Source organism: Ktedonosporobacter rubrisoli (genome assembly GCF_004208415.1).
Lineage (GTDB): Bacteria > Chloroflexota > Ktedonobacteria > Ktedonobacterales > Ktedonobacteraceae > Ktedonosporobacter > Ktedonosporobacter rubrisoli.
In genome coordinates, this window is record NZ_CP035758.1 from 2,544,007 (window position 1) to 2,564,456 (window position 20,450).

The 20,450-nt window shown below is 51.1% G+C and carries 25 protein-coding genes and 1 pseudogene; 9 read left to right on the forward strand and 17 right to left on the reverse strand.

Annotated elements, in window-relative coordinates; all coding sequences use genetic code 11:
• The first annotated feature begins 107 nt into the window (after nucleotides 1-107).
• Nucleotides 108-914: a GNAT family N-acetyltransferase gene (locus tag EPA93_RS11630; protein ID WP_129887569.1), complete on the forward strand. Its 807-nt coding sequence runs from the start codon at nucleotides 108-110 to the stop codon at nucleotides 912-914.
• A gap of 281 nt (nucleotides 915-1,195) precedes the next feature.
• Complete coding sequence (locus EPA93_RS11635) at nucleotides 1,196-1,921, forward strand: class I SAM-dependent methyltransferase (protein ID WP_129887571.1); 726 nt, start codon at nucleotides 1,196-1,198, stop codon at nucleotides 1,919-1,921.
• A gap of 115 nt (nucleotides 1,922-2,036) precedes the next feature.
• Here the strand turns inward: EPA93_RS11635 and EPA93_RS11640 are convergent, their stop codons facing one another.
• From EPA93_RS11640 to EPA93_RS11650, 3 genes are all read right to left on the reverse strand, one after another.
• Nucleotides 2,037-2,588, reverse strand: a complete 552-nt coding sequence (locus tag EPA93_RS11640) for a GNAT family N-acetyltransferase (protein WP_129887573.1) — start codon at nucleotides 2,586-2,588, stop codon at nucleotides 2,037-2,039.
• A gap of 275 nt (nucleotides 2,589-2,863) precedes the next feature.
• Nucleotides 2,864-3,526 carry a trimeric intracellular cation channel family protein gene (locus EPA93_RS11645; RefSeq protein ID WP_129887575.1) on the reverse strand — a complete coding sequence of 221 codons (663 nt, stop codon included), beginning with the start codon at nucleotides 3,524-3,526 and terminating at the stop codon, nucleotides 2,864-2,866.
• A gap of 8 nt (nucleotides 3,527-3,534) precedes the next feature.
• Complete coding sequence (locus EPA93_RS11650; RefSeq protein ID WP_165423037.1) at nucleotides 3,535-4,389, reverse strand: helix-turn-helix transcriptional regulator; 855 nt, start codon at nucleotides 4,387-4,389, stop codon at nucleotides 3,535-3,537.
• A gap of 251 nt (nucleotides 4,390-4,640) precedes the next feature.
• Between EPA93_RS11650 and EPA93_RS11655 the strand changes: the two genes are divergently transcribed.
• From EPA93_RS11655 to EPA93_RS11665, 3 genes are read left to right on the forward strand one after another with little or no spacing between them, the layout of a single operon-like run.
• A complete protein-coding gene (locus EPA93_RS11655; protein ID WP_129887579.1) occupies nucleotides 4,641-5,537 on the forward strand; it encodes an MFS transporter in 897 nt (298 codons plus the stop codon).
• Nucleotides 5,492-5,752, forward strand: coding sequence for an MFS transporter (locus tag EPA93_RS11660; protein WP_129887581.1), 261 nt, complete (start codon nucleotides 5,492-5,494; stop codon nucleotides 5,750-5,752). Before EPA93_RS11655 ends, EPA93_RS11660 begins: the two co-directional genes overlap by 46 nt.
• Before the next feature lie 45 nt (nucleotides 5,753-5,797).
• The gene (locus tag EPA93_RS11665) at nucleotides 5,798-6,088 is read left to right on the forward strand and encodes an MFS transporter (protein ID WP_129887583.1); all 291 of its coding nucleotides are present in this window, start codon (nucleotides 5,798-5,800) and stop codon (nucleotides 6,086-6,088) included.
• A gap of 82 nt (nucleotides 6,089-6,170) precedes the next feature.
• Here EPA93_RS11665 and EPA93_RS11670 read toward each other — a convergent pair whose 3' ends face one another.
• Nucleotides 6,171-7,085: an MmyB family transcriptional regulator gene (locus EPA93_RS11670; RefSeq protein ID WP_129887585.1), complete on the reverse strand. Its 915-nt coding sequence runs from the start codon at nucleotides 7,083-7,085 to the stop codon at nucleotides 6,171-6,173.
• A gap of 236 nt (nucleotides 7,086-7,321) precedes the next feature.
• On the opposite strand from EPA93_RS11670, the gene EPA93_RS49665 reads away from it, so the two are divergent.
• Nucleotides 7,322-7,942 (forward strand): hypothetical protein, encoded by a 621-nt coding sequence (locus EPA93_RS49665; RefSeq protein ID WP_242527387.1) that lies wholly within the window; start codon nucleotides 7,322-7,324, stop codon nucleotides 7,940-7,942.
• Nucleotides 7,943-8,064: 122 nt separating this feature from the next.
• On the opposite strand, the pseudogene EPA93_RS11680 reads toward EPA93_RS49665, so the two are convergent.
• From EPA93_RS11680 to EPA93_RS48305, 8 genes and pseudogenes are all read right to left on the reverse strand, one after another.
• A pseudogene (locus EPA93_RS11680) lies at nucleotides 8,065-8,658 on the reverse strand (serine hydrolase domain-containing protein); the annotation flags it as partial.
• Nucleotides 8,659-8,724: 66 nt separating this feature from the next.
• Nucleotides 8,725-9,930, reverse strand: a complete 1,206-nt coding sequence (locus EPA93_RS11685) for a serine hydrolase domain-containing protein (RefSeq protein WP_129887589.1) — start codon at nucleotides 9,928-9,930, stop codon at nucleotides 8,725-8,727.
• A 298-nt stretch (nucleotides 9,931-10,228) separates the two neighbouring features.
• Nucleotides 10,229-10,732, reverse strand: coding sequence for a pyridoxamine 5'-phosphate oxidase family protein (locus EPA93_RS11690; protein WP_129894507.1), 504 nt, complete (start codon nucleotides 10,730-10,732; stop codon nucleotides 10,229-10,231).
• A gap of 370 nt (nucleotides 10,733-11,102) precedes the next feature.
• The gene (locus tag EPA93_RS11695; protein WP_165423038.1) at nucleotides 11,103-13,076 is read right to left on the reverse strand and encodes an ABC1 kinase family protein; all 1,974 of its coding nucleotides are present in this window, start codon (nucleotides 13,074-13,076) and stop codon (nucleotides 11,103-11,105) included.
• 309 nt (nucleotides 13,077-13,385) lie between these two features.
• Complete coding sequence (locus tag EPA93_RS51320) at nucleotides 13,386-13,700, reverse strand: mannosyltransferase YkcB-related protein (protein ID WP_479723989.1); 315 nt, start codon at nucleotides 13,698-13,700, stop codon at nucleotides 13,386-13,388.
• 57 nt (nucleotides 13,701-13,757) lie between these two features.
• Nucleotides 13,758-14,138 carry a VOC family protein gene (locus tag EPA93_RS11700; RefSeq protein WP_129887593.1) on the reverse strand — a complete coding sequence of 127 codons (381 nt, stop codon included), beginning with the start codon at nucleotides 14,136-14,138 and terminating at the stop codon, nucleotides 13,758-13,760.
• 282 nt (nucleotides 14,139-14,420) lie between these two features.
• The gene (locus tag EPA93_RS11705; RefSeq protein ID WP_129887595.1) at nucleotides 14,421-14,744 is read right to left on the reverse strand and encodes an MbtH domain protein; all 324 of its coding nucleotides are present in this window, start codon (nucleotides 14,742-14,744) and stop codon (nucleotides 14,421-14,423) included.
• A gap of 160 nt (nucleotides 14,745-14,904) precedes the next feature.
• Nucleotides 14,905-15,060 carry a hypothetical protein gene (locus EPA93_RS48305; RefSeq protein WP_165423039.1) on the reverse strand — a complete coding sequence of 52 codons (156 nt, stop codon included), beginning with the start codon at nucleotides 15,058-15,060 and terminating at the stop codon, nucleotides 14,905-14,907.
• A gap of 484 nt (nucleotides 15,061-15,544) precedes the next feature.
• Between EPA93_RS48305 and EPA93_RS11710 the strand changes: the two genes are divergently transcribed.
• Nucleotides 15,545-15,823: a hypothetical protein gene (locus EPA93_RS11710; protein WP_129887597.1), complete on the forward strand. Its 279-nt coding sequence runs from the start codon at nucleotides 15,545-15,547 to the stop codon at nucleotides 15,821-15,823.
• A gap of 221 nt (nucleotides 15,824-16,044) precedes the next feature.
• Entirely contained in the window at nucleotides 16,045-16,707 is a 663-nt protein-coding gene (locus EPA93_RS11715) for a hypothetical protein (protein ID WP_129887598.1), read from the forward strand.
• A 25-nt stretch (nucleotides 16,708-16,732) separates the two neighbouring features.
• Here EPA93_RS11715 and EPA93_RS11720 read toward each other — a convergent pair whose 3' ends face one another.
• From EPA93_RS11720 to EPA93_RS11730, 3 genes are all read right to left on the reverse strand, one after another.
• Nucleotides 16,733-17,251, reverse strand: coding sequence for a GNAT family N-acetyltransferase (locus EPA93_RS11720; RefSeq protein ID WP_129887600.1), 519 nt, complete (start codon nucleotides 17,249-17,251; stop codon nucleotides 16,733-16,735).
• A 295-nt stretch (nucleotides 17,252-17,546) separates the two neighbouring features.
• The gene (locus EPA93_RS11725; protein ID WP_207229512.1) at nucleotides 17,547-18,299 is read right to left on the reverse strand and encodes an SDR family NAD(P)-dependent oxidoreductase; all 753 of its coding nucleotides are present in this window, start codon (nucleotides 18,297-18,299) and stop codon (nucleotides 17,547-17,549) included.
• Nucleotides 18,300-18,310: 11 nt separating this feature from the next.
• Nucleotides 18,311-18,787 carry a MerR family transcriptional regulator gene (locus tag EPA93_RS11730; RefSeq protein ID WP_129887603.1) on the reverse strand — a complete coding sequence of 159 codons (477 nt, stop codon included), beginning with the start codon at nucleotides 18,785-18,787 and terminating at the stop codon, nucleotides 18,311-18,313.
• 75 nt (nucleotides 18,788-18,862) lie between these two features.
• On the opposite strand from EPA93_RS11730, the gene EPA93_RS11735 reads away from it, so the two are divergent.
• Complete coding sequence (locus tag EPA93_RS11735; RefSeq protein WP_129887604.1) at nucleotides 18,863-19,096, forward strand: hypothetical protein; 234 nt, start codon at nucleotides 18,863-18,865, stop codon at nucleotides 19,094-19,096.
• 65 nt (nucleotides 19,097-19,161) lie between these two features.
• Here EPA93_RS11735 and EPA93_RS11740 read toward each other — a convergent pair whose 3' ends face one another.
• Both EPA93_RS11740 and EPA93_RS11745 read right to left on the reverse strand, forming a co-directional pair.
• Nucleotides 19,162-19,998 (reverse strand): LLM class F420-dependent oxidoreductase, encoded by an 837-nt coding sequence (locus EPA93_RS11740; RefSeq protein ID WP_165423040.1) that lies wholly within the window; start codon nucleotides 19,996-19,998, stop codon nucleotides 19,162-19,164.
• Between the two features lie 172 nt (nucleotides 19,999-20,170).
• Complete coding sequence (locus EPA93_RS11745; protein WP_129887608.1) at nucleotides 20,171-20,362, reverse strand: hypothetical protein; 192 nt, start codon at nucleotides 20,360-20,362, stop codon at nucleotides 20,171-20,173.
• Between the last annotated feature and the right edge of the window lie 88 nt (nucleotides 20,363-20,450).

The window sequence follows — 20,450 nt, forward strand, 5'->3', positions numbered from 1 at the left end:
TGCTATACTGAGCATATTCCCGAATATGCCCAACCGTAAGAAAAAGGGAGCACATGCGGGCTCTATCGTCACTGATTGTATCGTGGAGATGAAAGGCAAATATTTCTGTGAAAGCCGCCCTGCAAGATCTCTCACCATCAAAGATTGCATTAGCCTATGATGCCAACCATATTGCCGAACGAACGCTCTTTTGCCAACTTCCCAAGGCAGAGCTTCATAAAGATCCAGGAATCCTCTGGTTTGCGACCGGCAGTGAGATTGACAGCTTCAATGGCGTATTGCAGACACAACTTGAACCAGATAGCCTCTCTTCTGCCATCGAGCGAATCTGTAGCTATTTTCAATGGCGCCGCTTGCCATTTCTGTGGTTCGTGGGACCATCTTCGCGTCCGGCAAAATTGGGGCAGAGCTTAGAGACGCATGGATTTATCCACGCTGAAACAGAACCGATCATGGCTATAGATCTGCTTAAAATGAACGAGGATATCCCGGTCTCATCTCGCTTACATGTTCAGCGTGTAGCTACAAACGAACAGTTGCTGCAATGGCTACGTGTTTGCTTCTCTGATTGTTCAGAAGAGATCATTCAGCAGTGTTTGGCCCTCTATTCTGGCTTACCTCTTGATCTGCAGTGTCCAATGCGCTTGTATCTTGGCACCATTGATGGCGAGCCGGTTGCAACTTCTCAATTGTTCTTAGGCCTGGAAGCTGTTTCTCTTGGACGTATTTCCACATTACCTCAACATCGGGGCCAGGGGATTGGTGCCGCGATGACGCTTACGGCGCTGCGTGAGGCACTGGCATGTGGGTATCATATGGCTCTGCTGGCTGCTTCGTCGCTGGGGCTTCCTCTCTATCAGCGCATAGGCTTTCAGGAGTGTGGCATATTTAGCGTCTATTATATGGCAACCTAAGTGCTGGGAAGAGAGCATGCTCGGAGTAGATTTTGCTGTTCTCTCTGGCTATATTAGTGCAATGGTATATGGGCACTAAGCACATTGAAGTGGAAAATACGCAGGTGATCTCTTCTCCGGGCTTAACCCAGCTAAGATCCTGCGTTGGCAAATATAGCAAATAGTGTGAGCTCTAGCAATTGGTATGAGGGTGGGTGAGGATATTCCAAGTTTTAGGTAGCTTGCGGTGGGAGGCGAGGACGAGATATGATGCAGTATTCTTGTTATTGGAGGTGCTTCTTATGAGCCATACGTCCTACAATGATATTGCAGGGTGGTATGATCAGTATATACGAGAGAGCCCCTTGTATCGCGGTGTCTTCCTACCTCAATTCTGGGATCTGTTGGGAGATGTCGAGGGGCAGACTGTTTGTGATTTGGCGTGCGGCCAGGGATGGATTGCGCGCGAGCTGGCTCGTCGAGGCGCACACGTGACGGGAATAGATCTGGCTGAGAACTTGCTAGCCCTGGCGAAACGTGCGGAGGAGCAGAAGCCCTTGGGCATTGTATATCTGCAAGGCGACGCTCAGAATCCTCAAGCGTTTATTAAGGGCAGCTTTGATGGGTTGGTATGCGTGCTATCGTTGATGGATATCGCTGATCTGCAAGCCGTCTTCCAGACCATGCAGCGGATGCTCAAACCAGGAGGGTGGCTGGTCTTTGCGATCACCCACCCTTGTTTTCAGGCTCCTCATGCACAGTGGATCACCACAGATAGTGGCGAAGTCGCTCGTGTCGTTAGAGGCTATTTCAAGGAAGGCTTCTGGATGACAGCGACTCCAGGGGGCGTTCGCAGTCGCGTGGGAGCGCATCATCGCATGCTCAGCACATATCTCAACGCTCTTGTTGCTGCCAATTTTACCCTTGAACAAATGCTAGAGCCAATGGCGACAGGAGAGAGGGCCAGGCAAGTACCAGGGGACTGCGAAGTTCCTTCACTCCTGCTTATACGTGCACATCTTCTCTAGGTTTGTTTCTGATATACACCAGAAAACTTTATGCTCCACCTTGAGCTGAGCTATTGGCTTGCCTTTCAAAAAGTGATGTGGTCACACATGGCAACGTTGAAAACGTCGGTCTGTATTATGGTGCAGCAACAACGGGAAGATGAAAGACATCGACACTGGCGAGAGCGCGTTCACTCGACTCGAAGAGAGTGAGGCCACAGGCACGATCCCCAGTGACAACCAGATCACTGACCACGTGAAAGCCAGCTTTGCTGATCCCACGACCTGACGCGGTATTGTTGGGCAGGTATCCAATCCAGAAGCGGTCAAAGGACGGTTCCTGGCGAATGATGGACTGAAGGAAATGAGAATAGATGCCTCGACCACGCCACTCTGGAAGGGTGAGAAAACCGTGGAGATAGCAATTGCGAGCGGGAAGAGCAAAGGTCAATTGAAGATCAGAGATCCTTCCTTCTCGCGTTGCTACCCATCCATAGGCTACAGGAACATCACTCATGAAAGCCAGATAGAGTCGCTTCCCCGCCTGAAAACGGGTGGTAATGGTCTGGAGGGAGAAATTGGTAAGTTGTGCGATGAGCTGTGCATCCGTGGATAGGTGGGCAGAAACGGAAGGAAGAGGCGAGAGAGTGGGCAAGGGATCTCTGCGCCACCAGGTTGCAAATACCATAGAAAAAGAGTACCTCCTTAGTAAGACAGTATACTCAATGCTTCTGGTAAAAGCAATCCCTACCTTTCTTGGTAGTTGTAGCCACTCTTTGGGTCATGGGCACTTCTGGCGACCAACTTGCCTTCAATCTGTAGCGGAGTTTATCTTTTGAAAAGAGGAGTTTACCATCAAAAGGGTGAACTCCTCTTGCTTTCTCTGTGATATATTGTCATGCATCTATTTCTGGGGCGCGGGAAGCTTCGGATTTTCCGCATAGCAAGTAGGCCAGTTGCTTGTTAGCTCTCGTCCGACTCTTCTTGACGGGTTGTCCGCCAGGGGCGCGGCGCCTTCCAGCCGAAACGGAGCGCGAGAAGTCGCAGCACGAAGACAAAGACAGCCGTAAGACCAGCGGCAATGGAGTTGTTGAGCGGGAGGCGCGGAATAAATACAACAATGACGGAACCCACAACGGCAGGAAGTGCATAGAGCTCGCTGTGGGGGAGAAATATAGCCGGCTCGTCGTGGGCCAGGACATCGCGCATGATACCACCGCCCACCGCTGTTAACGTACCAAGGGCAATCGCGGCCCCTGGACCAAGCCCATAATTCAGCGCTTTGGCAGTACCCGAGACGCAGAAGACGGCGAGCCCGGCAGCATCGAAGATGAGCATTGCCGCGCGCAAGCGATTTATTTCGACGTGGGCGAAGAAGGTAAGAATGGTAGCCAGGAGTGGTATCCATAGGTAGCTCACATCCTGGAAGGCTGCGGGCGGGACTGCTCCGATCACCAGATCGCGGATAACGCCACCGCCAATAGCTGTTATGACGGCAAGCACAGCCATACCAACGATATCATAGCTTTTACGTACGGCCAGTAGAGAGCCAGAGACTGCAAAGACAAATGTGCCAACAAAGTTAAGAACTTCTTCTAGCGTAGGGTTAAAAACGACTGGATGCATGCCCTTCCTCAATCTTCATTTTGAATAGCGCCAAGTAAGGCACTCAATTTTTTTGCGGCAGCCGAAGCCGGGTCGGGCAAAAAGACACACAGTCGCAGATCTGGATAAGCATTGATCTGAAATGTCATATAGCCAAATACGAGATGCCCAAGCAAAGAATGTTCGACTTCCCGATAGGGAGAGGTGACTGTACGTACATTGTGCTCAGGCCACCATTGGCGGAATTCTTGACTGCTCTGCTTGAGCGCGTCTACTATTTGCAGAAAACGAGTATCATCCCCAAGATGCCCCGCCTTTGCTCGAAAGACGGCAAGGGCCTCTTGTGCATATCTTTGCCAATTCCCCAGGCGTTGTCGAAAAGTGCTCTCCGTAAAACACAACCAGATAATGTTGCGTTCGTGCATCGCTAGCTTGTTTAAATCGCCGAAAACAACACAGAAGGCCCGGTTCCAGGCCACGACATCGCAGGCGGGTCCAGTGATGAGGGCCGGACTCGTTCCCTGGTTATCAAGCATATGTTGGAGCAAGGGGTCGAGTTGTTCCTGTCGCTCTAAGGCTTCTTGTATATAGGGCTGGTCCGCGAGTTGAAAGAGATGCTGGCGCTCGTCGAGTGAAAGGTGCAAGGCAGCGGCAAGGCTGTCTAAAACTGGGCGCGAAACGTGTAAATCTCGCGCTTGTTCCAGCCAGGTGTAATATGCTACGCTTATATTAGCAGCCTGCGCCACCTCTTCGCGGCGCAAGCCTGGAGTGCGCCGGCGTCCTCCGGTCGGCAAGCCGATATCAGTTGGCGAGAGACGAGCACGCCTGGTCCGCAAAAAGTCGGCAAGTAGCAAACGTCGTGTTTCAGTAGTTGCTTGTGCCACACCTGCTTCCCTTCCTCGATCCTGATAATACCTTTCATAGGAAAACTGTTCTCTGGTTATGGCAACGGATCTATTACCATAATATCCTCAAAGGGGATCTTAGCTCTGCCTCCAATGGATCTTGAAGCGGCAGACAGCCCCACCATTACTAGAAACTATCTGGAGTATAGCTTTTATGCCACAGTTGCTCGGCTGGATGGGCGTCAACCAACGCCTGACCGGGTAAATTAGCAAAGGAGCACTATTATATCATGTCTGAACAGAGAAGCGTAGCGTGTTCTGTTGCCGAGGCAAATGTCTTACAGGAAACTGCAAGCAGCTCAATAGCGAAAAATGCCGAGATCTATGGGGGGAAGTGGTGGCTCTTGCTGAGCGTCCTGTGTCTTGGCTGGTTTATGTCTGCCCTCGATACCACGGTTGTGAATATTGCCTTGAAAAATATCGCTGAAGACCTGCAAGCCGATGTTGCTGGCTTGCAGTGGATTGTGGATGGCTATTCCCTTGTATTTGCTAGCCTGCTGCTGTCAGCGGGCAGCCTGGGCGACCGCCTGGGGAACAAGCGCATCTATCTGCTGGGCCTGGCGCTCTTTACAGTCTCATCGCTGCTCTGTGGCCTGGCTCCTGCGTATTGGGTGTTGCTACTGGCCCGTATTCTACAGGGCGGCGGCGCTGCCTTGATGGTCCCTAATACGTTGGCTTTGATCAATATGGTTTTCCCTGGGTCGAAACAGCGTACACGAGCTGTGGCGTTCTGGGCCATGACTGGCTCAGGTGCTCTGGCTATAGGACCAGTTATCGGAGGATTACTGGTAGGTTTGTTTGATTGGCGTAGCATCTTTTTCGTTAATGTTCCCATTGGCATTGTAGCTTTGTTAGCCTCGCTCTCACCACGACGTATCCCTGAAGCTGGCAGGCGCTTGGCTAAACGTGGTCTTGACCTGATAGCTCAGATAATGGCTGTGCTAGGGCTGGGAGCGCTGGCCTTTGTCCTGATCGAAGGTGCTCACCTGGGCTGGCTCTCCTGGCCCGTTCTGGCCTGCCTGGCACTTTTCGTAATAGCCGGGGCATCTTTCTGCTATGTGAGGCGCGCGGACGCGATCCAATGCTACCTCTGCGCTTTTTTGCCATTCCAACCTTTTCGGCGGTAACTATTATCGGAGGGGTCGTGAACTTTGGCTTCTATGGCTTTATCTTCCTGCTGAGCCTCTTCTTTCAAGATGTACAGCATAAGAGTGCTCTAGCGGCAGGCCTGGCCTTTTTGCCCCTGACCGGAAGCGTCATCATCGCTAATTGGCTGACTGGTCCGCTGACGGGCCGCTTTGGTCCGCGCTTGCTGATGGGAGTTGGCCTGGCCCTCGGATAGTTGGGCTTTTTCTCGTTGACTCTGCTCAATGGAAATAGTTCCTACATGCTCGTCTGCATTGATCTTCTGGCCGTTGGGATGGGAATAGGGCTGACCGCCCCGCCGCTCACGACCACTCTGCTGGGAACGGTAGCAGCTGAGCACGCGGGCGTAGCCTCGGGTGCGCTCAATGCCTGCCGCCAGGTCGGAGGCGTGCTGGGAATCGCGCTCTTTGGCTCCCTGATTCAGACACCGAGCGCATTCGTATCAGGCTTACATCTCTCTGCCCTGCTTGCCGGTGGCATAACCGGCCTGGCCTGCTTGCTGGCCTGGATGTATATCCAGCGCAAGCTCTAAATGTATTTTGTCTCTCTTCGTTGGCAAGAGGAATAAGATGAGCTCCTGGCTGCTCAACGCCTGGCCAGGAGCGCAGGGCAAATCAGACTAGCCTCATTAACTCTGCTGCTGGAGCTGTGCCAAGGGAGGTAAAAAGCTCGCGGGCTGGCTCATCTAGAGGGAGAAGAGCCATGATGCAGGGATACGTATGTGTGCAGACTGAGATGCGAATATGCTGGAGTTGAATTGGTTGCCAATCTTCTGTCAGGGCATTTCTGCTTAGAATCAGCTTTGATGGCGCGCCTTGCTTAGCAGGTAGCGCAGGCGTTCTATCCCAATACTGACGAATATCAGCGATTGCACAGAACTGTTCTACCAGCTCTTGATACCACGGTTCAAATTGGTAGAGACGGTTATTGTGCTTGAAGAGGTGAATACTGCGGGATACTCCGGCTTGCCAGACTAGTGTGGCCTCATCATTAAAGGTCGAGCGTTCGCGCATCGGCAGATCATGGCGGAAGAAGAAAGAGAAGACATGGCGTTGGGTGTGGGGAAGCGTGTTGAGTGGTGGCAACTCAAAAAGGCGCTGGAAGAGCTCATTGAAGGCTTCTACGTGCAAGCTATGTGTCACCAACATTGCTGGATAGGGAAGTGTGCACATAAGATGTCTTGCCTGCTCTAGTGCGAGTTGCAGAGCGTCCCCTTCTAATTCGAGATTTTCTGGAAGATAGCGAGCGGCCAGGAGCAGGTTATTGCGCTGGGTGCTGCTGCATTCTAGATAATTGGCAATCCGCGTTAAGGTCTGGCGGCTCGGCATCCGCAGCGAGCGACCGACGAGCAAATTTTTATAGGTGGGACATGCTTCATCTGCTAACTCTTGTTGCGTAAAGCGCTTAAGGCGTGGAAGAGGACAATCCCGCACCTCTTCCTGTTTCTTGAGCCGTTGAACTTCGATCTCCTCAAGAAGATCACGCAGCACATCTGATCTCTTAGCAGGACTAGTCTCGCTCCGGGCCATGCTTTTCTCCTATGCTCATGACTGAACAGGATCTCTCAGGAAGAGATGGTTTTATCTCTGTCAATCCAGGTGTAGATTTACACTTGGTACAACACGACTTCCCGCCTATACTATTTCCAGGAAGCATTATCTGAGCAATTGGGCCCATGCGCAACGTTCATGCTTGAAGATAATTCAGATCTGCCTTTACTCCTTAACGCAAGGAGACAAATACAAGAAGATAAGGAGTTTATCATATGGTGAGCGTAGGGACTATTACGCGAGTAGAGGTACAAGCAGGAAAAGAAGAGATGCTTGAAAGTGCGCTCCAGCAAGTCTTCTCTAGAGTTCAGCAAGAGCCTTACACGCCACTCTGGGTTGCCGTTCGCCGGAGCACTTCGTCATTTAGTGTATTAGATGCCTTCTCCAATGAAGCTGACAGGCTCAGGCATCTTTCAGACGAGCAGCACAGGATACGGATAGAGAGAGTAAGGAGCTTGCTTGTGCAGCCACATACTACGGAAATGCTTCAGATACTTGGAGCCAAGCTTCCCGCTGCAGGAGCACAAAAAGCTGTGAGGGTCGGGTTTCTTGCACGCTTCGAGGCCAGACCTGGCAAAGAGGCCGAGATTGAGCCGGGTCTCAAAGGCACGTTAGCCGCTGTCCAACAGTTGCCAGCTACAACGGCGTGGTTTGGCTTTCGTCTGGGTCCCTCGATCTTCGGCACTCTTGATCTTTTCCTCGATGAAGCCGGCAGGCTTGCCCATCGCCAGGCCCGTTGGTCGCGTATTCAAGAGATCGCATCCCAACTGTTTGTCGAGGGATCACTTGTCATAGAGGAAGTAGATGTTCTGCTGGCAAAACTTCCAGAATGCTAGGAAGGGTCCTCTGGGGAAATTCTGCTGAAGCTTCAAAATATGCTGCCCGTTGCTGATTCAGGCAGAATGGTCCTCGCCAGAGCTACATGTTTGACGAGGACCATAGTTTTAGTATCTACCCTCTAGCAGTCGTCAGGCAAGCTTGGGGCAGCCCGCATGCCTATGTAAACACATTGAATGCCGGTCGAAAGTGTAGAAAATACGACGGGCATCCAGTCTTCACTGAAGGGACCGCTACCAGGCGCTGCGAAGACAGTCTCCGAGACGGGCACGAGGTCCACTTCAAGAGGTGGGGAAAGATCTTTCATGCCATCAACGAACTCATAGATCAGGTGCGGTTTGCCATGGCGCTCACTGAAGGTGATGATAACGCCCTCACGCTTATAGGTACCAATGAAAGGCGTGATGTCCACCACAGGCGGTTGCGGGGCGGGCTTGAAATCCGGCGGCATCGTAACCCCAGCCAATTCGGCAAGTAGCTCCCGGAAGAGCGTTACGTAGAGCTGACGAGCGCCTCCGCCATTGGTTAGCAAGACGAGAATCACCCCAGCCTGGGGCACCACACGCAGATATCCATACTGGCCGATTGTTGCACAGTCGTGGCCGAAGCCTGGAACCCCATCCCAGTCGTAGAGCCTCCAGCCCAGGCCCCAGCCATCAGAACTAACGGTCCATTTGTCCGGGGTATCGACCTCACAATGCTGCATGGCGGCAACTCCTGGGCAACATCCGGCTTCTCCAAATGCTCCTGCTGGCTAGATAGGATGATGGATCTCCTCTTATTAGTCGTCGATTGCCTGATAGGCAGCGTTCCCGAATGCAACATTTATTGGATCGCTGGAAGTAAAGGCACACTGAGTCATCAGGATAATCGTCATATCCTCTTTGGGGTCAGAATACCAGGAAGTGCCCATACCACCATCCCAGCCATAGCGGCCCGGGACCGCTGAGATATCGTCGCGTTTGGTGGCCACCGAGACGCCAAATCCCCAACCATGATTCTCGAAAAAACCGGGGACAAGGCTCGATAGCGCTTTCTGGGCAGGCGTAAGCTGGTCGGTTATCATGGTTTCAACTGAAAGCCTTGAAAGGATGCGCGAACCTTTATATTTGCCCTTTGAGCTGAGCATCTGGGCAAAGGCGAAATAGTCATCGATGCTTGAAACCAACCCTCCGGCTCCCGAGGGAAAGGCCGGCGCTAGACTCCATTGGCTATTGGCTGCTGCGTCATAAGCAGTAAGCTCACCATTTATTGGATCTTTCCAGTAGCAAGTTGCCAGGCGGTTAAGCGCTGCAGCTGGAACGCTAAAACCGGTATCCCGCATTTCGAGCGGTTCGAAGATACGCTCGCGTAAGAACGCCTCTAATGCCTGACCACTGGCGCGGGCAATCAGGACGCCGAGCACATCGGAGCCAGTGTTATACATCCACAGCTCGCCCGGCTGATGCATGAGGGGAAGTTGTCCAAAACGCCTCATCCACTCGTCGGGTGTGGGCATTGCTGCTGGCGCTGGCCATCCCATGCCGAGCTGTTGCGCGTTGGCCGCCTGGAGAATCGGATAGTTTTCCGCCGGCTCCATGATCATTCCAAAGCCCAGGCGGAAAGTGAGTAGGTCACGCACTGTAATCGAGCGTTTCGCTGGCACTGTTTCGTCCAGCGGTCCGTCTAGCCGCTTTAACACTCGCCGATTGGCCAGCTCGGGGAGGAGAGCCTCTACCGCTTCGTCTAGTTGTAGCTTACCTTCTTCCAGCAGAATCATAGTGGCTACGGCGATGATCGGCTTGCTCATTGAGGAGATGCGGAAGATGGTATCGTGCCGCATGGGAGCGCTAGCGCCGAAAGCTTGTGTGCCTATGGCCTCAAGATGAAGCTCACCGTGTCTGCTGACCAATGTTATGAGACCAGGCACTTGACCACGTTCAACATAACCGGCCATAATATTGTGCATGCGCGTCAGCCGTGCCTTTGACAATCCTCCTGCGTTCATTTCCAGTTTTCCTCCGATCCGCTTTGTCTAGTAATGTTAGTGGGAGTTCTCAATATTCTTTTTCCCTGGCTTACCGTATGGCGCGATTGGGCTTTTCTCTCAGAGATAGCGTAAGCAGTTCATACACCTATTCTTTCTTGAGCTATAGTTGTCGGACGCCATCGAGCGCAAGCCTGGCAAGCTTATCGGGTTTGCTATGTCAGGAAGAGAGTGGCCGCGACTTGCCTTCTTACTCTCTTCCCGAACGCATACCTGATTGCTCAGCCCTTATGTTTACAGAGCCTTGTGAGACCCCAAATTAGAACTTGTGACGTGTGTGGCTAAAGCGGCCTTTGGCGAAGGCGAGGACCTTGGTAGGCGTAACCGAGAATACTTGAGCCGCGCCGCCATCGGGATGGTGAAAGCTGCCGTCGTGTGCCGCAAATTGCCATCGTCCATCCCATTTTTTTGCCCAGGCCTGGGCGAGGCGTTTGAGGGTGCTGTCGTCGGTGCATGGAACAGCGTCACCCTCAACCACGATGTCTAGCCCATCTTGCCACTGATTACAACCTGTAGTCAAGATAACGTGTGGGTTATTGCGCAGATTTAAAGCTTTCTGTTCCGCGGCACCTGTAGTAAAGTGGATAGCTCCGTCCAGCCATACCGCAACAAGCGGAGTGACATGGGGCCTGCCATCGGCTCGCACTGTCGAGATCCAGAACAGTTCGGCCTCCTCCAGTACGCGGCGCGTCTCTTCCCAGTTCGTGGCGACTGCATCAGAATCGCTGAAGCGCGCATCGAGACGGGTAACTGGCTCATTCATCATGAGAACTCCTTTCAAGCTCAGACAGTAGGAAATCGAATAATACGCTGAGAGCATATCACCTGGATCTCAGAAAATCTTCTTCTCCCTTGCGCATAATAAACTTCCTCGCTTACTATGAAATGGGAAGATGTCCATAGTGTTGCCCGACAGATGCGCCTTGGCAAGGGGTCCACTCGCTCTACTGGAAGTTTTCTTGTGGTAGAATAACGAGAAACTTGCAGTGTTGAGTACTGCAAGAGGAAAAAGCTCACCTTTCCCATATATAAATTATTTTCTTGTGGCTAAAGAGATGGGGAGGGTGAGCCTTATGTCTTTGCTCTGTTAGGAGGAGCGCAAAGGTGCGCTGCAGCAAACTGTGAAGCCGTTGCTAGTCCTTTCGCTGAGATACTTGATCGCGGGCGGTAATGGCTATTACGCGCATCAGAAGGATAGCTCCCACAAACATGCAGATCCCGCCAAGCACTTGAAAAAGAGAGACGCCGAAGAGATTTGATACTCCTCCTTGCATCTTGAATAAGAAGATGCCAACAATCCCTAATGTGGCGCTCAGAAATGCCTGGACCAGGTTGCTCACCAGGGAGCGCACAAAAACTAGCTCCTCTTCGTGGCCAAAGAGGCGTGTCCGGGTCGTCAGCGTGCCTTTTTCTAGCGCAGCAGTAATGCGATCCAATCTGCGTGGCAGCCGATGCAAGGTAGGTAGGAGGAAGAAGATTTCACTCATCAATTGCCTGGTCAGGGAAGCTGGCTTGATTTCCTCCTGCAAGAACTGTGGGGCGAGCTTCATCGCCTCTTCTACCAGGGAAAAGCTTGGATCAAGCAGCGTTAGTGTGCCTTCCAGGGTCACAAGAGAGCGGAAGACACCGGCTACTACAGGTGGAAAAGCCAGCTGGTACTGTTGCAGAAGCTCAAAAAGGGCTGTGAAGACGCGAGCATCAAGAGGCATATGGGCTCCCAGCCGTTGGACCAGAAACTGAGCCAGAGCCCTTTCCAGGCGCTCCTCGTCAAGGTTGATAGGTGCCTCCGTGATATCGAGCAGGGCCTGGGTCAGGATGCGACTCTCCTTAAGCTGAATAGCGAACAACATAGAGCGTAAAGCCGACTGCTGTAAGGGATCAAGGCGGCCAACCGAGCCCAGATCGATAAGTCCGAGTTTCCCTGTTCGTAAAATTAAAATGTTGCCAGGATGAGGATCTGCGTGAAAGATACCGTGCTGCAAAACCTGTCTTAGAAAGCATTCAAGCAATGTCCTGGCAAGCGCCTTGCGCTCCACCCCAAGCTCTTCGATGAGCTGGTCTGCCTTGCGAATGTTGAGCCCATCTAGCCATTCCATGGCCAGCGTACGCTCAGTCGAAAGCTCTGTATAGACTCTGGGAACTACTATCTCAGGCATATCTTTCAATGCGTCTGCCATAGCCTTGAGATTGCGGGCCTCCACGCGAAAGTCAAGTTCTTCTTCAAGGTTCTCGGCAAAGCCATGGGCAAGTTCAGAGACATGCATCTGTCTGCCCCAGGACGTGCGAACCTCTAGCGTTTGAGCCACCTGGAAGAGAATATCGATATCGCGTTCGACCAGGGTTTGTATGCCTGGTCGCTGCACTTTCAATACCACCTGCTCTCCCGAGCTTAACTTGGCATGATAGACCTGAGCTATTGAAGCTGCTGCCATAGGATCGGAATCTATATGGGCAATAGAGCTTTGTAGCATAGGGCCTAACTCTTCTTCGAGCAGTTGCATAATCTGGCCATGCGAGGCCGGTTCCACCCTATCCTGAAGTTGGGAAAGTTCTTTAATCATCTCAGCAGGTAATAGATCAGGGCGAGTAGAGAGTACCTGGCCCATTTTGACAAAGACGCCACCAGCCTCCTGTAAGGTTTTTCTGAAGCTCACAGCCAGTTTTGAGGTGCGAACAGGCTGCGTGGGAGTAGAGCTACTAAAGTAGGAAGAGAGCCCATTGCGCGCAATGATGCTGGCGATCTGCATATACCTGCGCATACGGGCAAAACGGAGCTTGATAGCGCGCAAGGGATGGGGCGGTTTCATTAACTGGCCCTGGAGATGGATGAGAGATCCAGGTCTGATCAGCAATTCTCCCAGGACCATGAAGGCCATAGTGGTGAGCAACGGAAAAATCAGGAAGCCAAGAGAAGTGATGGTTGCGCTAAGTCCATTTCCTGCGCGAAATCCGATCATCGCCAGTGCCGTGCCACAGCTCAGGCCAAACACAGCTGTGAGAAGGCCACGCAAAAATGTGATGCGTAGGCCTAACAGCCTTCCCCCCAGAAATATAAGTATGATAATAGCCAGGATCGGAGTGAAAGCACTCAAAGTAATGTCATACATTTTTAGACCTTCCTCTATGTCCATTTAATAGATTGTTTTATACTATATAATAATATGGCTTTCGACGTTCCCAGGGTCTCTGAATCTTTCTCGTCTCTATGCCAGCCAGCGTTGCGCGATGGTATAACCTCCCCTTGTTAAGGTCTTGCAGCTTGATGAGAGACGAGGCGCCAACGTTATCGGCAAGCTGATATTCCCGGCAGAGCCTATCACAAAGTGATATGTTCAAAGGCTTCATGCAAAGCGGATGGTTTATGTGCCTGAGAGCACCATCAGGAGTGAAAACTGGAGCAATCATATAGCTGCTGGCTATCGTCCTGGGAAGAAGGAACATGTGAGGCTGGTTCGCCATTTAGGCGATGGGCCAATGCTGCAATGAGCGGCAACCCAATCAGAAGATATCTCGCTTTGCTGCATAAAGCCTCTCTCTGTGTTCGGAGAGAGCAAGAAGAAGCGTATCGTACTATTGTGGATCAAAGCGGGTAGATCTTTGGGTGTGAGGATTGCATAGTTTCCATCAAACCCTCCTAAAAGCCATGATTGGCTTATTTGTCGTGAGAATAAGCGCGATTGCCTGCCCGCGCTCTTCTCCGCGGTAGCAAGGGATGTGCCGCCGGAAAGAATGTTACGTAGTTAGCGAAATGCCTTTCGGTCTCATCTTCGGCGGCCAGAATACCTTCGTTACTGATGAGCTGGCATTTCTTGCAATGTCCACGAGTTGCCATCAGGATCGCTAAAGTGGACATACTTTATGCCCCCTAGATCATCAACCTTGCTCACTTCAACACCCCTGCTCGCCAGCGCTTCACGAGCTTTGTGGATGTCTGCTACGACCAGATGCAGCCCCTTAATCGTGCCTGGCCGCGTTTCAGAAATTTCGCCCATACCAGTTCCAATGACGATTGAACAAGCCGATCCGGGTGGTGTGAGTTGGACTACTCTCATGCCATTCCCCGGCTGTACATCATGGTCTGCGTGAAACCCCACCTTCTCCACGTAAAATGCCTTGGCACGATCGACATCAGAGACCGGGACTGGCACCAATTCAAGTTTCATATCCATCTGTATTCATGCTCCTTTGCGCTCATCTTATAGCATATTCAGCATAAAAAGATGCTGATCCAGGTAACCTGATAGCCTCAGTTTCTGCGTTCCGAGCTATCAGGTTTGGTGAGAGCTATACTATCTCAAGTACAAGGAGGCTGTCTTGTATCAAATGGCAAGTACCTTGGGCAAGCTGATGATGTGAGCAGGCGTATACCTGATAAATTGCTTCGGCGATCTGCTCAGATAAAGATATTTCTTTTTTTCAGGAGACAGATCGCCACATCGATTTCTATAAAGTCATGGCTGAACTTCTAGATGGCCGCTTCCATTGAGCGTTGCTAAATCAATATCAGCTACGCAACGCACCGGAATATAGTCAAGTATCAATGTGCCTTCGACGTGCGCTATTCCATGCATCTGGGCGAAGTTGGCCCGGCTCAGGTCTGTGGTTTCCTTATCAATACACACGTCGAGATCAGTTCCTCCACGCGTGTCAGTAAATTTGATAAATACATATTCCATGCCTGTGACACGTTTTTGAAACTCTGCTAGCGACGGGATGGGGCCTCCGACAGTGACTGGATGCTCGCCGAGGGCGAGGCGCGCTACAAGCTCTTCCAACTCTGGCTTCCTTTCGATCTTTTGTATTTGTGAGTGCACGATAATATCTCTAATTCCTTGTGATTTACCTGGAGATCTATATACAGCCCTAATCTGCTAGGGGCTATCGCGCCAACTTCAGATAAGGGGACGAGATAGGCAAATCCCGCTTAGCAGTGCGCTATAACAATAAGAGAGAGAGGCCCGGCAAGGACGAGGCCAGCGGATGCTGCGGCATAAAAAGCCCGCGCGTATGCATTTTAGATGGCAGGCTCTCCATGATTGTGGTGCCAGAATGGCATGGAGGGGAAATAGTTTTCTCGATGGCTACAGTCATACGAACTCCTAATATTATGAGCGGCGTAACAAAAAAGGTTAAAGTTGTAAAATGCATATTACTATATTTAGATGAAGACAAGATGAAAAACATAGCGGATAATGCGATATTGTGGTAAATGAGTTTGAGGTGTGATTTAAAGATATGTGCTATGTGGTAACAATAGCACATTAATACTATGAGATAAAGTGAATATTTCACTAATTCGTAGCGAGCTGTCGCGCCTTGTATGCTATCAGCTTTTACTGATATAAGAAAACAGAGGGCTTTGTCCTTCACCTGGGGCCCGGAGATGCCAGCGTCAGGCGGCGTAACAAGCAGCATTGGAAAGCCCTGTAAGAAAACAGGAGATATCTTGAAAAATGAGGAGACAAGAGTATAATATTGGAAAAGGTAGGACAATTGATAAGCAACATTATAAGCAACTTTTGCCGAAATAATGTCAAGAGAAAATATAGTATGAGACGTAATAGAGGAGGATGCGATGGCCAGCTACTATGGTGATGAGTCTCTATCCCAGGCTTTGAAGAAGGCAAAACACTATCCGCTTGTAACTAGAATGCTAATCGACATATTTCTCTGTGGTGAATTGTCCTCAGTAGGAGAGATAGATATTGAGCCAGAGTTTGGCTATGTTGGTCGTATTGTCTATCTATCGGGGGCAGTGGGGATGATCAGAGGGGGCGTTGCCATGTCAATGACGAGGGAGCCAGCGCCATTTCTCGGGATAAGGGTTACGCTAAATATTATCTTGCTCAATTAGGATATCGCACGCCGGAAGGTAAAGTATTTGTTTGCCCCAGGAATCTGTCTATTGAAGATCCTCTGGCCCCGCAAAATCAGGAATTTATTGCTGAGATCGATAGCTATATCGGGAAGAATATCGGCTATCCTTGCTACTTCAAGCCCAATGCTCAGTCTCAAGGAGATGGGGTATATAAATGCCTGGATACAGAAGATCTTGTTTTTGCTCTCAGTGAAGACTTGCGTGAGCGTCTTTTAGCTAGCTCCTATGCCTCGTTTCAACTTCTCATGGTAGAGGAAGCTATCCCTTGGCCTGAATATCGCGTAGTTGTCTTTAGGGACGAGGTTGTGGCCTGTTATCGTCGTCGCCCATTAGAGGTGAAAGGAAATGGCCAGGCAACGATTGAGGAACTGCTGCGCCGCAAACAGAAGAAGTTTTCTCAAAGTGCTCGTGCGAAGCGTTTCAATATCCATGATCCCAGGATAGCCCGTCGTCTGCGCAAGGAACAGAAAGATTTTGCGACGATTTTGCCGGCAGGTGAGCGCTATACTGTGCATGATATCTCAAATTCAAGCGCAGGAGGGGAGATAGAGGATTATACCGAGCGCATTCATCCCTACTGGAGTGCGCTATGTATCCAAGTGGTTGCGGATATGGGCCTTCGGCTGTGCGGAGTCGATCTTGCTTGTCCTGACCTGGAGTCTATTGGCGCCAACTATAGTATTCTTGAGCTGAATGCGGCACCCGGCCTGAGCAATTATGTTGCGATGGGAGCTGTGCAGAAGAAGAGGGTAAGGGAGATGTACGGAAAAATCTTTAGTGAAGAGTTCGATGTGCCGACCGCACGACTATCACCCACTATAGGTAGGTGGAAAGAGATTGCGGCTGATGATCTGTCGTGACTGGCTGGCAGGTGGAATCTATCTGTTATAACCATAGCTGGGAAAAGTCTTTCCATCCATATGCCAGCTCCTCATATGAGGAACCACCAATCTTGATTTGCCTCTGCTTGATTATCTGCCCACCCAGAGTTTCATAGAAGCGGCGAGAGGGATTGTCCACAAGAACCCAGAGCATCAGTGAGAAAAACTGACGTTCTCTCAACTGCTTGACCAATTCTTTGGTGAGGTGACGTCCCAATCCCTGGCGCTGCGCTTCTTGCAGGACATAAATAGCGTACAGCTCCCCCCGAAAAATAGGATCGCCTTTGCGCTCGGGGCCGCCGTTAGCAAATCCAACGATTTTGCCTGTCTCATCCTCGGTAACGAAAGTTAGCTGAGCAGGATCGTTAAGAATGTGCTGCCAGGATTGTTCTCGTCTTTTATATGAGAGGTTGGCAAGCAAGTCATCTGGGAAGATTCCTTTGTAGGTAGTGCGCCAACAATCAACATGCACTCGTGCAATGCCGGCCGCATCCTTCACCTGTGCTATGCGGATATTTACCATGTTGCCTTCCTTCCTGATCAGAGCTTCTTGTATCTAAAGCAAGCACTTGAGCCATGTAATAAGTTTACCTTGTATAAGAGCTTTTTGCACGGCTCTACTAGCTAAAGATTATTTGCATCCAGGCTGATCGGGTTTGCTAGGCATAAAGATTGTTGCCCTCAAGGCCAGGCCCTCCTGAAGGCTGCCTGCTCTCTTAAAATCCACATCTGTTGAGAGAGCTTATACAAACGTATTGTTGCAAAGTCATCAGGTCGTCTCCACATAGAGACGACCTTCTGTACGTTTATCATGTGGTTTATAGATACATGCCGCCTGAAACCTCTATTCTCTCTGCTGTGATCCAGCGGGTCTCCTCAGAGAGCAGAGCTGCGACGACGCCACCAATGTCTTCTGCTTGCCCAACACGACCAAGCGCCGTCTGCGCGGCTACAAGCTGGTTAAGCTCTGGATTATCACGAACGGCGCCACCGATAAAGTCCGTGGCAATCGCGCCAGGAGCAACTGTATTAGCGGTGATGCCACGCGAACCCAGCTCAGTAGCAAGGTAGTGTGTCAGCACTTCGATTGCCCCTTTCATGGTGGCATAGGCGCTATAGCCTGAACTAGCAAAGCGCGTAAGGCCAGTCGAGATATTGATGATGCGCCCACCATCCGCCAGCAATGGGAGAAGCGCTTGCGTAAGGAAGAAGGTTCCTTTGATATGGACGTTTACCATCTTATCAAATTGCTCTTCCGTCGTCTCTGCAAATGGCGCGTAAATGCCAAACCCGGCATTATTGACGAGGAAGTTGAAATTGTCCCTGTTCCATACCTGTGTGAGCTTCTCCTTGACAGCTTCTCTAAAGGCGACAAAGGACTTTGTATCAGACACATCGAGTTGTAGGGCCACAGCTTTGCGGCCCAGTTTCTCGATCGAAGCGACTACCTCCTCTGCCTCCTTCTGCTGGCTGTTGTAGGTGAGAATAACATCCTGTCCCTTGGAGGCGATGTTTAAGGCCATGTTTTTTCCCAGTCCACGGCTTCCGCCAGTGATAATTGCTACTTTCATCAGTGATCCTTTCAAGAACGAATCTTCTTTTCGGTGATAATCTGTTTTGACAGGCCAGCGGTAATCTCGCCAATTTCCTGCAAGCGCGCTTCGTCGCCGCTTTTGACCGCTTGCCAGAAGGCAACCTTCTGCTCCAGGTAGCGAAGATGCTTGTGTTTCTGTGCCAGTTCTTGCTCCAGAGCTTTTTTCTGCGCTTCAAAGAGCGCGAGCTGTTGATCAGCAGCCGCTTTGCCCTCTTCGAGAAGCGCTAAATACGTTCGCATATTGTCAATGGGCATTCCAATTGTACGTAAGCAAGCCAGTGCTTCAAGCTTCTGGACGTCTTCAGCACTATATCTGCGATGGCCGCTACTGTTGTCTCGCTTCACTTTGTCCAGTAAACCAATGCGCTCATAATAGCGCAAGGTATGTTCGCTGAGCCCACTGCGTTCAACTACTTCCTGGAGCGTAAAGTAGAGGGGCGTTTGTGTATTTGTATCACTTCTCATAGGGGCATTATGCAATACCTAGAGTGCTCAAGGTCAAGACCTTATGTCGGCAATTTTTGAATTTGCTTGGAATTTGTGGCAGGCAACATCTACGCCTTCGATGGTAGTGCCCTCTGGCTGAATCTGGAAGTGCCGGACAGTGAACGCAGCGATGTGCGTGGCAGGCAGCTGGCCTGGCTGCTTCTTGTTGCCCCCATCACACTGCTACTCTCATGTATATTCACACTTGTGAGCCAGCAGGCCTGGCCGTGGGTACTGGCCCTGGTGCCAGCGCTGTTAGGTGGCGCTGTAGGCTTATTGCCCCTATAAAAAATGCGAGAGAGGTATTCTATTCTTGAAAAGAGAGTAGAAGTTAAGCTCCCTCGCTATTGATTTTACTGCAGGAGCGTCTGGCTTGTGTGCTCAATGAAGCGCAAGGCTGTATCGCGATCTGCTGGGGTGGGCAAGGCCAGCACAAGGCGATGCACTCCTCTAGCCGCCAGTTGCTCCGCCTGGCCAGGGGTCGGCGCCTCGCTGAGGTACGTGCTGATCTCTAAGGGAGCCAGGCCAGCCGGCCGAGCACCCTCCTGCTCAAACTGGTGCAGCTTGTTAATGATGTTTGGTAGATGCTCAGTATCGAGGACGGGGGCAAACCAACCCTGTGCAAATTTTGCTGCCCGGCGCAACGCAGCTGTTGAGGTGCCACCAATAATGATAGGCGGCGCTGGCTGCTGCAATGGACGTGGATATGCTTGTATGTTGGCGAAGGAGACGAAGCGGCCGTGGTAGGCTGGATGATCCTGACTCCAGATAGCCAGCATAGCTTCTAGATATTCATCTGTGCGTGCCCCTCGCTCTGCGAAGGGAACACCCAGTGCCTCAAACTCTGGTTCCAGAAACCCAACGCCGAAGCCTGCCATCACACGGCCGCCCGAGAGATGATCCAGCGTTGCGATCTCTTTTGCCAGAACGAGCGGCTGCCGTTGGGGCAAGATAATGACGCCGGTGACGAGTTTTAGCGTGTGAGTGATAGCGGCTACGTGCGTCAGGACGAGCAACGGATCGAGGATGGGTGTTGTTGCCGGCTGGAAAGAGCTGTGTTCCGGCAATACAGTATGCTCGCCTGTCCATAGCGATTCAAAGCCAGCTTCCTCGGCAGCTCGCGCAACATCGCCTATGATCTGTGGTGTGGTGTACGATTGTAAGTTGATGCCATGCAGCGCATATTTCAAAGATTCTATGCTCCTCTCTCCAGAATGTTGGCAAGCCTATTCGCGCATGTCATCCCCCCCTTGCGCGAATTCTTTTGTGATCAGGGGAGAGATACTTCTATGATACATGAATGGCGTCAACGCTGCTTAGGTTTTCTTGCCTATATTGTTGAAAACGTGCTCCTATGTGAGCTTATTGCTGCTCAGCCTTTGCCTTTGCGTAAGCTGCAAGCATATAGTTGTGCTGCCTCACGCACCTATCGCAGACCCACATAGTTTCCTGTGGCGCTTGTGGATTGACGACTTCGGAAAGATTTTCTGTTTTTTGTTGGCAACTGGCGCAGGTGGCTGGTTTTCGCGCGTCCATTTTTACTTTTTCGCTCATATTCAATCCTCTCTTCTTTTCATGAAGGGCACGGTATTGTGTATCGAGTACAGGACATGTTAGAAAGCACGGATCGGAACCCTCCCGC